Consider the following 13,037-nt stretch of genomic DNA (forward strand, 5'->3'; position numbering starts at 1 on the left):
AATTACTCACGTGGCGGCCATGCAGTCGTCACGGAATCACTTAAGGAGAGCACATGCCGTACCCCGTTGATTTGCATATGCATACTGTTGCCAGCACGCATGCTTACAGCACATTACATGATTATATTGATGAGGCGGCGGAGAAGGGCATTAAGCTGTTTGCCATCACCGACCACGGCCCCGATATGGCCGATGCCCCGCACTACTGGCATTTCATGAATATGCGGGTCTGGCCGCGTCTGGTGAACGGAATCGGCATCCTGCGCGGTATCGAATCGAACATCAAAAACATTCAGGGCGACATTGATTGCACCGGCCCGATGCTCGATGAAATCGACGTGATCATCGCCGGTTTCCATGAGCCGGTAATGCAACCGGTGGATAAAGAAACGCACACCGCGGCGATGATTGCTGCGATGGCGGGCGGCGATGTGCATATTATTTCGCATCCGGGTAACCCGAAATACCCGATTGATATTCCAGCCGTTGCGGCGGCGGCGGCGAAATATAACGTCGCGCTGGAGCTGAATAACTCCTCCTTCATCCACTCGCGTAAAGGCAGCGAACCCAACTGCCGTGCGGTTGCGCTGGCGGTGAAAGAAGCCGGTGGCTGGCTGGCGCTGGGATCGGATTCGCACATTGCGTATTCACTGGGCGGGTTTGAGCACTGCGAACGTATTTTGCGTGAAGTTGATTTCCCGGAAGACCGTATTCTGAACGTCAGCCCGCGCCGTTTCCTGGATTTTCTGGAGAAACGCGGGCGCGCACCAATTGCAGAATTAAGCGAACTGTGACATTGTCGCGGCCAATTTGCGGGGGATTGCCCCTTTTCACCGACTGATCAGGTTATTGTTATGAATGAATTTTCAATTGTCTGCCGTATTCTGGGCACGCTGTTTTACCGCCAGCCGCAGGATCCGTTACTGGTTCCGCTTTTTGGCCTGATTCAGGACGGAAAATTGCGCGAACACTGGCCGCTGGAGCAGGATGCGTTGCTGATCCGTTTGCAGGAAAGCGCTGATCCTCAGGCGCTGGCCGCTGAGTTTAACCGTTTGTTTGTCGGCTCAGAATGTGCAGTTTCGCCTTTGCGCAGCGCTTACGTTGATGGTGCAAATGAAATGGATATCCGTACTTTCCTGCAACAGCGCGGAATGCCGTTAGGCGAAGCGCCTGCCGATCACTTCGGCGCGATGCTGCTTGCAGCGTCATGGCTGGAAGATCAGTCGCAGGAAGATGAAGTGGGCGCGCAAATCACCTTGTTCGATGATTACCTGTTCCCGTGGTGCGGGAAATTCCTGGGTAAAGTTGAAGCGCACGCCACCAGCGGTTTTTACCGCACACTGGCTGAAATCAGCCGCGAAGCATTGCAGGTGATGCGCGATGAGCTGGAAGAACAGCTGCCGCCGGATCTGGATGACGACGAAGAAGACGATCAGTAAATCCCTGATGAGTCAGAAATAAAAAAGCCCGGCCATGAAGATGTGCCGGGCTTTTTATATTAATCAGCTTTTTATATTAGTCAGTAAACGGGATGACGAGTTCACCGGGTTTCACTTCTATGCCTTTCGCCAGTTTTTTCGCCATCGCTTCGCCTTTGCTGCGATCGCCATTCAGTACGTACGCCGGACGCTGATCGAAGTAAGTTTTCAGCGAATTGTTCAGGTAAGGCATCAGGCCTTTCATCACGCTGTCCATTTTTTCCGGCTGAATGGTGTAATCCACCACCTGCATATCTTTCAGGAAAATCGCGCCTTTATCCTTGTCGTAAGACGGATTGGCTTTAAGCGTCAGGTGCATATCGGCTTTCTGCGGGCCAAATAATGACGAGATATCGACATGTGCGTCGCCGGTCAGCGTCACGACGCCTGGTTCGGCGCGGCCAATCTGGCTGCTGAGATTGGTCAGCACTAATTTCGCATCCACCAGCCCCGGCACGCCGAGTTGTTTCTCGAAATTATTGTTCTTGTGCAGATAGTCATTAACCTGCTGCTCGCTGATGGTGTACTGCGTCAGCTGGTTACACCCGGCCAGCAGGCTGGCGCACATCAGAACTGCAGCACCTAAAAGTCGCTTTGTCATTCTTCCCTCATTACGTAAAAACTATTTTGTCAGCATGACCGCTAAACGGTTTCGCTCCAATCAGACAACGCTGATTAGCCTAAGTGCTGGAGGGGGGGAAGAAAAGGAAAATCGCCGGAAGCAGGCTTCCGGCGCAAAATTTAACTGGCGAGGCGTGTAAACAAATTAACCTGCGTCTGTTTTGCCATATTGTCGCGATAAGCCTGAACGCGGGACGGCCACTCAATTCCCTGAACGATAGTCAGCGAACGCAGTACCGGCCAGAGATTGATATCATCTTCTGAAAGCTCGCCGTTGACGGCGTTTGGTTCGACGATCAGCTTATCGAGTGCACGTAAGTCCTGGCTGATTTTTTTCACCAGACCTTCTGAATGTTTCAGATGCTCCTGAAAATCGCCGCTGGCAGCCTGCTTTTTGTCGGAGAAATATTTACGCGCTTCCGGCGTGGAGAACTCTTCCAGCGGCGCGGCTGCAAAACGAGGCAGCAGCAGACGACCCATATATTCAGAAACATGACGCAGCCAGGTCGCAATAGACGCATTCAGCGGGCCGGTCAGCAGCGGTTTTCCGTCACTTTTATCCACGTAATGCACGATGTCCATACTTTCCGGCATAAAGCCGCCGTCCTGTTTTTGCAGGATCGGCACCATCTTTTTACCCACCATGGAAATCGGGGTTTTCTCGTCATCATTGAGCAGAACTTTGATTTCTAACGGAATATTTTTCAGACCAAAAATCATGCGTGCTTTAACGCAAAAAGGGCAATGTTCGTAAACGTAAAGTCTCATGGTTCATAGCTCCTGTTGTCGCCGGCGTTGACCTGTAGGGTGCGTGGAAACTGCCGGATATAGGTTCGGATTTAATCGATACGCTGAAACCAGTATGGGTAATTGAGGAGGGGAGATCAAACATACACGTCATGCTTGTTGCCGTAACTGCGCTGGCCGCGCTTCCTCACCCGAATCACTGACACTGGTCAGCTCATCGGGATTCGCTCTCTTGCCGCCTTGTTACAACGCCAATCATTTAGTGTATTTACTGACGTCAATTACCGCTCAGCATGGCCGGTTCGATGCGGCGAAGATTGAATTGCCAGTACAAACCGGTGAGGGTGATGAAGCCCACGATGCCCAGTAAAAACCAGGGCAATTCAGGAAGTTCAAGCGCACGGCCGGTGTCATACATCCAGCCGCCGCCGGTGTAACCGATCACACCGCCCAGCGCCAGCCCCAGACGGCTAAAGCCCATGTAGCTGCCACGTGCGCGGGCATCGGCCAGCGAGGCACTCAGCGTTTCGCGCGCCGGTTCGGCAATAATTGACCCAATGTAGAAGAAACCGATCAGCAGCAACAGCGGGTTAATCGATGTCACCAGCCCGACGGGCAGAAGACTGAGGGTCATGATCAGCAGGCCGAACATCAGACGCTGCTCAAGGCGGAAGCGTTTTTCGCTCCAGCGTGCAATCGGATACAGCAGCGTCAGGGAAAGCACTGCTTCAATCGCATACATCCATTTCACTGCCGCCGGGCTGCCCGCGACATCATTGACTGCAATCGGCAACATCAGCATGACCTGCACGGTCAGCATGTAATAACCGGTCAGCGTCAGTACATACGCCAGAAAACGGCGATCGCGCAGCACACGCATCATGCCTTCACGCATCGGTGTGCGCATGGTCGAAATGCGGTAAGCAGGCAGCAGCCAGGCGTTGCAGGCGGCGGCCAGCACAAATATGCCCGCACCGGCCCAGCACACGTAATGGAAATCATATTGCAGCAACCAGCTGCCGATGAGCGCACCGATAACCGCACCGGCGCTGTCTTGCATCATCATCAGGGAGAAGAAACGGCTGCGCTCGTGCGGACGGGTCAGCTTGATCACCAGCGCGGTGCGCGGCGGGTCGAACAAGGTGCCGCCGAGGCCGGAGAGAATGCAGGAACAGACTAAAATCCACGGTTCATCTGCCATTGCCATGGTGGCGAATCCGGCAGCGCGTAAAAGCATGCCGGTGATAATCATCGGTTTGGCACCGAAACGGTCAGCGATTGCGCCGCCGAAGATGCCTAATCCCTGTTGCGTGAGCTGGCGGACACCCAGCGCCAGACCGACGGCCATCGCGGCCCAGCCGAGCTGATCGACAAATCGGATCGAGATCAACGGAAAAACCACGAAAAAGCCTAAAATAACCAGCGCGTTGTCTAATAACAGAAAATACTTACCCAAGCTCCGAGCTTGTGATACCAGAGACATGCTTCACCATGAGCGATTATTTGTACCCTGTCCGGCAGATACAGAAAGGAAGAAAAGACCGTTCCAGTCTGAACTGGAATCAGGCAATTAGATAGGGCGCTATTGATAATATTTTTTTATCGTCAAGCCGCGTTCTGACTGGCAGAATTGGCGATGATCAGGTGTTTCCTATAAATTCTATTCATCGACCCGAGCGGGATGTGGAGGAAGGGATGTTTGGCTATAAATCTGCCGTGCCGAAAGTGCGGCTTACCACTGACCGGATGGTTCTGCGCCTGGTTCATGACCGCGATGCGCACCGGCTGGCTGAATACTATGCGGAGAACCGGGCGTTTCTGAAACCCTGGGAACCGGTCAGGGATGAAAGCCATTGTTATCCTTCCGGATGGCAGGCGCGTCTCGGGTTAATTTCCGAAATGCAGAAACAGGGCAGCGCATATTATTTTATCCTGCTCGATCCCGATGAAAACCGCATTATGGGCGTGGCAAATTTCAGTAATGTTCTGCGCGGCTCATTCCATGCCTGTTTCCTCGGTTATTCCCTGGGTCAGGAGTGGCAGGGGAAAGGGCTGATGCAGGAAGCGTTGCAATCGTTAATCCGTTATATGCAGCGCCAGCAAAAAATGCACCGGATTATGGCCAATTATATGCCGCACAATAAACGCAGCGGGCAACTGCTCGAGCGTCTGGGCTTCGAGCGTGAAGGCTATGCGAAAGACTATTTACTGATTGATGGCAAATGGCAGGATCACGTGCTGACGGCGTTAACCTGGCAAGAATGGACGCCCCCGTCCCGATAAGGAGAGCAATATGAAACATGAACTCAGTGACCGGGAAGCCCGGGTTGTCGGTTGTTTGCTGGAAAAACAACTCACCACGCCGGAACAGTATCCGATGACGCTCAACGGATTAACCACCGCCTGCAACCAGAAAACTAACCGTGAACCAGTGATGGAACTCAGCGAAAGTGACGTTCAGCAAACGCTGGATTTACTGCTGCGCAAGCACATCATCCGCACCCTCAGCGGTTCCCGCACCATGAAGTACGAGCATCGTTTTTGTAATTCCGAATTCGGCAATCTCAAATTTTCACCGCAGGAAGTGGCGGTCGTCACTACGCTGCTGTTGCGCGGCGCGCAAACGCCGGGCGAATTACGCACCCGCACCAACCGCCTGCATGATTTTTCTGACGTTGCTGAAGTCGAGCAAACTCTGACCGATCTGACTAACCGCGAAGATGGCCCGTTCTGCGTGCGTCTGGCGCGTGAACCGGGCAAGCGCGAAAACCGATTTATGCATCTGTTCAGCGGTGAAGTCAGCCAGGCGGCCAGCGCCACAGAAGAGCCATTTTTAAGCGCCGCCGCACCGGACTCCGGGCTGGCCGCACGCGTGGAATCGCTTGAGGCAGAGGTGGCCGAACTGAAACAACGTCTGGAAAGCCTCCTGCAACATTTGGGTGATTAAAAGGAAAACGTCGTGAGTAAACTTCGGATAGGCGTTATCGGACTTGGCGGGATCGCGCAAAAAGCGTATCTGCCGGTTCTCAGTCATGCTGAAAAATGGACGCTGGTCGGCGGTTTCTCCCCGAATCAGCAAAAAGCACAGGCCGTTTGCGACAGCTACCGGATGGCCTGTTTTTCCCGGATGGACGAACTGGCCAGCCAGTGCGACGCGGTATTCGTCCACAGCAGTACGGCCAGCCATTTCGATGTCGTCGGGCAATTGCTGGCGCAGGGCGTCCATGTGTATGTGGATAAACCGCTGGCAGCTGAGCTGGATCAGGCCGAACAATTGGTTGAACAGGCTAACCGGGCAGGCAAAGCGCTGATGGTCGGGTTTAACCGCCGCTTTGCGCCGCTATATCGTCAGCTGAAAGAACAGATGCAACAACCGGCGTCCTTGCGGATGGATAAACACCGTACGAACAGCGTCGGGCCACACGATCTGCGTTTTACGTTGCTGGATGATTATCTGCACGTCGTGGATACGGCGCTGTGGCTGGCGGGCGGCAATGCCAGCCTGGAAAGCGGGCTGATTCAGATTAACGAGGCTGACCAGATGCTTTATGGCGAGCATCATTTCCTGTGCGGAGAAACGCTGGTGACGACTTCAATGCATCGCCGCGCCGGAACATTCCGCGAAAGCGTGCAGGCGGTAACTGAAGGCGCCGTTTATCAGCTCGACGATATGCGACTCTGGCGCGATGAACGTGATGATATCCTGACGCAGCAACCTGTTGCTGGCTGGCAAAGTACGCTGGCGCAGCGTGGTTTTGTCGGGGCAATTGAGCATTTCGTCGATTGCGTCTCGAACCAGACCGCACCTGAAACCAGCGGCGAACAGGCGATTTACGCGCAGGCCATGATCGAAAAAATTCTGCAAAACTGAGTGAAAGCCGCACAGGATGGTGCGGTTAACAATCTATAACAACTGCCGTTGGCTATTGCATGGCGGATGCGTAGACTAAGCGCATCTTTGAGCCATGCCGGTTCATCTTTCACGCCTGCTGATGCAGGCGTGGTTGTTTAACCTGTTGATCAATATTGAGTTATAGACAGGCCACCGGCAAACAAGAAAAGTGACATGAATCTACTTAAATCTTTGGCAGCCGTCAGTTCAATGACGATGTTTTCACGTGTATTAGGCTTTGCCCGCGACGCCATTGTGGCCCGCGTTTTTGGTGCCGGAATGGTGACCGACGCCTTTTTTGTGGCGTTCAAACTGCCCAATTTATTACGTCGTATTTTCGCTGAGGGCGCATTCTCTCAGGCTTTCGTGCCCATTCTGGCCGAGTACAAAACTCAGCAAGGTGAGGAAGCCACGCGGACGTTCATTGCTTACGTTTCGGGCCTGCTGACGCTGGTTCTGGCGATTGTCACCGTGCTTGGTATGCTCGCCGCTCCGTGGGTGATTTATATTACGGCTCCCGGCTTTGTGGATTCGCCCGATAAATTTGCACTGACCAGTTCGCTGCTGCGCATCACGTTCCCGTATATCCTGCTGATATCCCTGGCCTCTCTGGTCGGGGCGATACTCAATACCTGGAACCGTTTCTCGATACCGGCTTTTGCGCCGACGTTCCTGAACGTCAGCATGATTGGCTTTGCGCTGTTTGCTGCGCCTTATTTCCACCCGCCGGTGCTTGCGCTGGCCTGGGCGGTGGTTGCAGGCGGATTGCTGCAACTGGGCTATCAGCTCCCGCATTTGAAGAAAATCGGTATGCTGGTTCTGCCGCGTCTGAACCTGAAAGATGCCGGCGTCTGGCGCGTTATGCGTCAGATGGGCCCGGCAATTCTGGGGGTTTCGGTGAGCCAGATTTCCCTGATTATCAACACCATTTTCGCGTCCTTCCTCGTTTCAGGTTCCGTGTCATGGATGTATTACGCTGATCGTCTGATGGAGTTTCCGTCCGGCGTGTTGGGCGTGGCCCTGGGGACAATTCTGCTGCCGTCGCTGGCACGGAGTTTTTCGAGCGGCAATCATGCCGAATACAACCGCCTGATGGACTGGGGCCTACGTCTTTGTTTCCTGCTGGCACTGCCAAGTTCTGTCGCCCTGGGTATTCTGGCGAAACCGCTGACCGTTGCGCTGTTCCAGTACGGAAAATTCAGCGCCTTTGATGCATCAATGACGCAGCGCGCGCTGGTGGCATATTCCGTCGGCCTGATGGGGCTGATTGTGGTGAAAGTGCTGGCGCCGGGCTTTTATTCCCGTCAGGACATTAAAACACCGGTCAAAATCGCCATCGTTACATTGCTGATGACACAGGTGATGAACCTTGCATTTATCGGTCCGCTGAAACATGCCGGTCTTTCGTTGTCGATTGGTCTGGCTGCATGCCTGAACGCGTCTCTGCTTTACTGGCAACTGCGTAAACAGGATATCTTCCAGCCCCAGCCGGGCTGGAAAGTCTTCCTGATCAAACTGTTTGTCGCGGTGATTGCAATGTCTGCGGCGCTGCTCGGCATGATGTGGCTGATGCCTGCCTGGGATGTCGGCGGAATGGCGTATCGTCTGGCGCGTCTGGCGGCCGTTGTCGCGGCTGGCGTGGTGGCATACTTCGCCGTGCTCGGCCTGTTAGGGTTCCGCGTGAAAGAGTTTGCGAGACGACTGGATTAGGATTTATAGTATTATTATTCCAAAAATCAATAAAAGCCCGCTATATTATTGGCGGGCTTTTTTAATGCGAAAGTTATTATTTATTCTTCGGTCATGTTTTCTTTGTCAGAATATTCCTGCAATTTAGCGATGTTTAATGCGGCCGTGTCGCGCGTGTTTTTCTGCACAGCAGTAGCCCCAAATAAGCACATAAAAAAGGTGACGCCGTAAAACCCTTTTTCGCTTAACAGCAATTCAGCATTCCACAAGCCAATGCACATCAGCGCAATGGCGATCGCGAAAGCTGCCCAGCAAAGGTTCGCATACAGTGCAGTGGTAGGCAGACCTTCGAGTTTATCACGCACATGTTTTTGCAAGGAAACTGAAGAGAACAGACCCAGAACCAGAACGGCAAAATAGTAGCCTTTTTCATTCAGTTGCATTTGTGCGTTATTAAGGCCAATGAGAAAAATAATAACGCCACCCAGCAGCGCAATCCATGAAGCGAAAACAAAAGCAGTAGAAGGGCGATTTTGAAGATTATTCATAGATATCCTTTATCTGAAGACCAATAGAATTTGGTTTATTAATCACTTTCCTAAGTGATTTCGTGCGCGACGGATATTACGATATAACTGCAAATTACGGAATGAAATTAATGAAATAAAAAAGGGCGCCGGGCGCCCTTAATAATATGAGTGTAACTGGAATTACATACGTTCTACGGTTTCAATACCCAGCGTATCCAGACCGGTTTTCAGCGTGCGCTGCGTTAACAGTGCCAGTTTCAGGCGGCTGTTGCGGCTGGTTTCGTCTTCTGCGTTCAGGATCGGGCAATGTTCGTAGAAGCTGGAGAACAGGCCGGCGACGTCGTAGAGATAAGCACACATGGTGTGTGGTGTGCCTTCGCGGGCAACAACGGTCAGGACTTCTTCGAATTGCAGCAAACGGGTAGCCAGTGCCGCCTCGCGTTCTTCACGCAGCACGACCGGCTGAGTCAGGCTGTTAACGTCAATCTCTGCACGTTTGAAGATTGATGCCACGCGGGTGTAAGCATATTGCATGTACGGCGCGGTGTTACCTTCGAAGGCCAGCATGTTGTCCCAGTCGAAGATGTAATCGGTGGTACGGCTTTTCGACAGGTCAGCGTATTTGATTGCGCCGATACCCACGGCGTTGACCAGTTTTTCCAGTTCTTCCGCATCTTTTAGCTCAGGGTTCTTTTCTGTGATGAGCTTGCGTGCGCGTTCAATCGCTTCGTCCAGCAAATCGGACAGTTTCACCGTGCCGCCTGAGCGGGTTTTGAACGGCTTGCCGTCTTTGCCCAGCATCATGCCAAACATGTGGTGCTCAAGCGCGACAGAATCAGGGACATAACCGGCTTTACGCGCGATGGTCCAGGCCTGCATCAAATGCTGATGCTGACGGGAGTCGATGTAATACAGTACGCGATCGGCACCCAGCGTTTCGTAGCGGTATTTCGCACAAGCGATATCGGTGGTGGTGTAAAGGTAGCCGCCATCTTTTTTACGGATGATGACGCCCATCGGGTCGCCTTCTTTATTCTTGTACTCGTCCAGATAAACCACGACGGCACCTTCGCTGTCGACGGCCAGACCTTTTGACTGCAAGTCAGACACGATACCCGGCAGCATGCTGTTATAAAGGCTTTCACCCATGACATCGTCTTCGGTCAGGGTGACGTTCAGGCGGTTATAAGTCAGCTGGTTTTGCTTCATGGTCACATCGACCAGTTTGCGCCACATTTGCAAACAGTATTCGTCGCCGCCCTGCAACTTCACCACGTAGCCACGCGCGCGTTCGGCAAAGGCTTCGTCTTCGTCGTAGTTCTTTTTCGCTGCGCGGTAGAATTCTTCCAGATCAGCCAGATTCATGTCACCGGCGTTTTCGTTCTGCACTTTTTCGAGATAGGCAATCAGCATCCCGAATTGTGTGCCCCAGTCACCAACGTGGTTTGCGCGGATCACTTTATGACCCAGCAGTTCGTTGGTACGCACGGCGGCGTCGCCGATAATGGTGGAGCGGATGTGGCCAACGTGCATTTCTTTCGCCACGTTTGGCGCAGAATAGTCGATGACGATAGTTTGCGGCTCAACGGGTGCAATGCCCAGTTTTTCGTCATTCAGTGCGCTGTCAACGTGGGCGCCGACGAATGCCGGATCCAGGAAGATATTGATGAAACCCGGACCGGCAATTTCGACTTTGTTTGCGATGCCGTTCAGATCCAACAGTTCAACCACTTTCTCTGCCAGTTGTCGTGGCGGCATACCGAGTTTTTTCGCCACGGACATTACGCCATTAGCCTGATAGTCACCAAACTGAGCTTTGGCGGACTGACGGACCTGCGCTTCGCTGTCGGCGGATGCGCCTGCTGCGATCAGTGCCTGGCTGACTTTTTCTGAAAGGAGTGACTGAATATTCACCGGATTACCTTATAATTTATCCCCGTCATCCTTCGCGCCGCCTTTGTGTCGGCTGCCTTTGCGAACCTTGGTCACATACTGATGTATGCTCCCAGGATTGGGTCAGTTGCTGCCTTGATGCAACCCGAATGATTTAGGGGAAGAATGTAGTTGTTTACTGGTTATACGTTTTTAACGGATTAACCGAAAATGATGCGTGTTTATATCATATTAGCCCTGCGGCGTCAGTATCGCCGCACGTCTGAACGGTATGAAAGCGTGATTCTGCGGCATGTCTCTGGCAACCGGATGAAAGGCTGTGTAAATTACCCGACCCTAAAGATCTGCAAACTGAAAAGAGATAGGATGCCCGCCATGAAACATGTGCCAGAGTTACAGGATTTAGTTGACGATATGTCGCGATTTTCCGACGTATTAATGGCATTCGCTGCAAAATTGCAGATCAATCTGGGTGAATTTCATGCCGATCATATTTCTGTGCGCTGCCATCAGAACACGACAGCCGATCGCTGGAAATCCGGGCTGGGAAAATGCGGCAGCCTGCTCAATGAAACCCTGATTAACGGGCGGCCTATTTGCCTGTTTACGCTCGATGAGCCGCTCACGGTCGGGCCGCTGAGCATTGATCTGGTGGAATTGCCTTATCCGGGTGATAAGCGATATCCGCACGAGGGGTGGGAGCATATTGAGATTGTGCTGCCGGGCGCAGAAGAAGAGTTGTATACGCGGGCGCTGGCACTGATTGCCGATGAAGCGCTGATGACGCCCGGTATAAAACTGAAGCAGAGTGCGCCCAAAGGGGACAATGAGCGTTTGCCTAACCCTACGCTGGCGGTCACTGACGGTTCAGTAACGATTAAATTCCATCCGCACAGCCTGCGTGAAATTGTCGCCAGCGAAAGAGAAGCAGGTTAACGCCGGAGCTTATCGAGTGCGGCTTCCATCCGGTCGAGTGCTTTCCCGAGAAGGGCGCGCTGACAGCCGAAATTGATGCGCACGCACTTCGGCGCGCCAAATTCGGCTCCGCCGGAGAAGCCCACGCCCGCTTCGACAAAGAAACGGTACGGGTCGTCCACCGGCAATGCGCTGGCATCAATCCAGCCAAGATAGGTGCCTTCGGGTACCAGCATGCGTAAACCTGGCATGGCGTTAATACGCGTCGCCACAAGATCCCGGTTTTCACGCAAATAATCGAGCTGTGCGTTAAGCCACGCTTCGCCATCACGGTAGGCCGCAGTCGCCGCAACATACGCCAGAATATTGACGTGCGGCACGATACCTTTGCTGGTGTCAAAAAATTTCCGGCGCAGTTCGGGGTTTGGGATGATCGCCATCGAGGCACCCAGTCCGGCCAGATTGAAGGTTTTCGACGGTGCCATCAGCGTAATCGAACGTTGTTCTGCATCCGCATTGAGTGAGGCAAAGGGGACGTGCTTCAGATCCGGCTCCAGAATCAGGTCGCAGTGGATTTCATCGGAACACACCACCAGATTGTGGCGTCTGGCGAATTCATGTTGTTGCAGCAATTCATCGCGACGATATACCGTGCCGCCCGGATTGTAAGGGTTGCAGAGCATCAGCAGCTTTTCACTGCCATCAAGCTGGCTTTCAGCGGCGGCAAAATCGGCCACCCAGCGTTGTTGCTGTTGGGTGACCGGAATGGATTTAAATGCCCGGCCTTCGGATTGTGCGGCCTGCATAAAAGGCGGATAAATGGGCATCGGCATCAGGCTGCTTTCGTGCGGCGCCACGTTGGCGCGCACGGCCACGTTCAGCCCGCAGACCAGACCCGGAAGCCAGACAATCCATTCCGGCTGAATCGCCCAGTCATAAAGGTCTGCAAGCCGTTTAACCACAATATCAATCAGTTCCGGCGGAGTAATACCGTAACCAAAGACACCTTCGGCCACGCGTTGTTGCAGTTCTTTAATTACCTGAGGCGGAGACGTGAAGTCGGTATCGGCGACCCAAAGCGGAATCACATCCTGCTGATGATATTTATTCCACTTAACGCTATCACTGTGACTGCGGTCTACCCACAAATCAAAATTGAGTGCCATAGTTAGCTTTCCTAAGCAGGCAGTTGGGCGGGAATGCTCATGTCAGAGCCTACGCGACATGGCCGGTTACACACAAGTGTTGTAGCATAATGCCGTAATCAGGAGA

The 13,037-nt window shown here is 53.1% G+C and carries 13 protein-coding genes; 7 read left to right on the plus strand and 6 right to left on the minus strand.

From position 1 onward, the window contains the following. Positions 1 to 53 precede the first annotated feature (53 nt). Both GW579_RS00740 and GW579_RS00745 read left to right on the plus strand, forming a co-directional pair. On the plus strand, positions 54 to 794 hold the full coding sequence (locus GW579_RS00740; RefSeq protein WP_152325781.1) for a phosphatase: 741 nt from the start codon (positions 54 to 56) through the stop codon (positions 792 to 794). A 60-nt stretch (positions 795 to 854) separates the two neighbouring features. Further along, a complete protein-coding gene (locus GW579_RS00745; protein ID WP_165056972.1) occupies positions 855 to 1,439 on the plus strand; it encodes a TorD/DmsD family molecular chaperone in 585 nt (194 codons plus the stop codon). A gap of 76 nt (positions 1,440 to 1,515) precedes the next feature. Here GW579_RS00745 and GW579_RS00750 read toward each other — a convergent pair whose 3' ends face one another. The 3 genes from GW579_RS00750 to mdtH form a co-directional block, all read right to left on the minus strand. Then, on the minus strand, positions 1,516 to 2,079 hold the full coding sequence (locus GW579_RS00750; RefSeq protein WP_152325783.1) for a lipoprotein: 564 nt from the start codon (positions 2,077 to 2,079) through the stop codon (positions 1,516 to 1,518). A 140-nt stretch (positions 2,080 to 2,219) separates the two neighbouring features. Beyond that, positions 2,220 to 2,867, minus strand: coding sequence for a glutaredoxin 2 (grxB, locus tag GW579_RS00755; protein WP_165056974.1), 648 nt, complete (start codon positions 2,865 to 2,867; stop codon positions 2,220 to 2,222). 256 nt (positions 2,868 to 3,123) lie between these two features. Continuing rightward, positions 3,124 to 4,329 carry a multidrug efflux MFS transporter MdtH gene (gene mdtH / locus GW579_RS00760; protein WP_152325785.1) on the minus strand — a complete coding sequence of 402 codons (1,206 nt, stop codon included), beginning with the start codon at positions 4,327 to 4,329 and terminating at the stop codon, positions 3,124 to 3,126. A gap of 212 nt (positions 4,330 to 4,541) precedes the next feature. Between mdtH and rimJ the strand changes: the two genes are divergently transcribed. The 4 genes from rimJ to murJ all read left to right on the plus strand — a co-directional run bounded on the left by rimJ (position 4,542) and on the right by murJ (position 8,448). After that, the gene (gene rimJ, locus GW579_RS00765; RefSeq protein ID WP_152325786.1) at positions 4,542 to 5,129 is read left to right on the plus strand and encodes a ribosomal protein S5-alanine N-acetyltransferase; all 588 of its coding nucleotides are present in this window, start codon (positions 4,542 to 4,544) and stop codon (positions 5,127 to 5,129) included. 10 nt (positions 5,130 to 5,139) lie between these two features. Further along, entirely contained in the window at positions 5,140 to 5,793 is a 654-nt protein-coding gene (locus tag GW579_RS00770; RefSeq protein WP_165056976.1) for a YceH family protein, read from the plus strand. Between the two features lie 12 nt (positions 5,794 to 5,805). Further along, positions 5,806 to 6,717: a Gfo/Idh/MocA family protein gene (locus GW579_RS00775; protein ID WP_152325788.1), complete on the plus strand. Its 912-nt coding sequence runs from the start codon at positions 5,806 to 5,808 to the stop codon at positions 6,715 to 6,717. Positions 6,718 to 6,912: 195 nt separating this feature from the next. After that, positions 6,913 to 8,448: a murein biosynthesis integral membrane protein MurJ gene (gene murJ / locus GW579_RS00780; protein WP_152325789.1), complete on the plus strand. Its 1,536-nt coding sequence runs from the start codon at positions 6,913 to 6,915 to the stop codon at positions 8,446 to 8,448. A gap of 80 nt (positions 8,449 to 8,528) precedes the next feature. On the opposite strand, the gene yiaA is transcribed toward murJ, so the two are convergent. Together yiaA and argS are read right to left on the minus strand one after the other, a co-directional pair. Beyond that, positions 8,529 to 8,975 carry an inner membrane protein YiaA gene (yiaA, locus tag GW579_RS00785; RefSeq protein WP_152325790.1) on the minus strand — a complete coding sequence of 149 codons (447 nt, stop codon included), beginning with the start codon at positions 8,973 to 8,975 and terminating at the stop codon, positions 8,529 to 8,531. Between the two features lie 162 nt (positions 8,976 to 9,137). Further along, the gene (argS, locus tag GW579_RS00790) at positions 9,138 to 10,871 is read right to left on the minus strand and encodes an arginine--tRNA ligase (protein WP_165056978.1); all 1,734 of its coding nucleotides are present in this window, start codon (positions 10,869 to 10,871) and stop codon (positions 9,138 to 9,140) included. Between the two features lie 354 nt (positions 10,872 to 11,225). Between argS and GW579_RS00795 the strand changes: the two genes are divergently transcribed. Further along, positions 11,226 to 11,786 (plus strand): VOC family protein, encoded by a 561-nt coding sequence (locus tag GW579_RS00795; RefSeq protein WP_152325792.1) that lies wholly within the window; start codon positions 11,226 to 11,228, stop codon positions 11,784 to 11,786. Here the strand turns inward: GW579_RS00795 and GW579_RS00800 are convergent. Next, positions 11,783 to 12,931 (minus strand): MalY/PatB family protein, encoded by a 1,149-nt coding sequence (locus tag GW579_RS00800; RefSeq protein WP_165056980.1) that lies wholly within the window; start codon positions 12,929 to 12,931, stop codon positions 11,783 to 11,785. The genes GW579_RS00795 and GW579_RS00800 overlap by 4 nt on opposite strands. Between the last annotated feature and the right edge of the window lie 106 nt (positions 12,932 to 13,037).

Origin of the sequence: Rahnella contaminans (assembly GCF_011065485.1) — a bacterium.
Classification (GTDB): domain Bacteria; phylum Pseudomonadota; class Gammaproteobacteria; order Enterobacterales; family Enterobacteriaceae; genus Rahnella; species Rahnella contaminans.

Bases quoted from the DNA above. Each gene is read 5' to 3' on its own strand.
- GW579_RS00740 (WP_152325781.1), top strand. From the start codon at position 54: ATGCCGTACCCCGTTGATTTGCATATGCATACTGTTGCCAGCACGCAT.
- GW579_RS00745 (WP_165056972.1), top strand. From the start codon at position 855: ATGAATGAATTTTCAATTGTCTGCCGTATTCTGGGCACGCTGTTTTAC.
- GW579_RS00750 (WP_152325783.1), bottom strand. From the start codon at position 2,079: ATGACAAAGCGACTTTTAGGTGCTGCAGTTCTGATGTGCGCCAGCCTG.
- grxB (WP_165056974.1), bottom strand. From the start codon at position 2,867: ATGAGACTTTACGTTTACGAACATTGCCCTTTTTGCGTTAAAGCACGC.
- mdtH (WP_152325785.1), bottom strand. From the start codon at position 4,329: ATGTCTCTGGTATCACAAGCTCGGAGCTTGGGTAAGTATTTTCTGTTA.
- rimJ (WP_152325786.1), top strand. From the start codon at position 4,542: ATGTTTGGCTATAAATCTGCCGTGCCGAAAGTGCGGCTTACCACTGAC.
- GW579_RS00770 (WP_165056976.1), top strand. From the start codon at position 5,140: ATGAAACATGAACTCAGTGACCGGGAAGCCCGGGTTGTCGGTTGTTTG.
- murJ (WP_152325789.1), top strand. From the start codon at position 6,913: ATGAATCTACTTAAATCTTTGGCAGCCGTCAGTTCAATGACGATGTTT.
- yiaA (WP_152325790.1), bottom strand. From the start codon at position 8,975: ATGAATAATCTTCAAAATCGCCCTTCTACTGCTTTTGTTTTCGCTTCA.
- GW579_RS00795 (WP_152325792.1), top strand. From the start codon at position 11,226: ATGAAACATGTGCCAGAGTTACAGGATTTAGTTGACGATATGTCGCGA.
- GW579_RS00800 (WP_165056980.1), bottom strand. From the start codon at position 12,931: ATGGCACTCAATTTTGATTTGTGGGTAGACCGCAGTCACAGTGATAGC.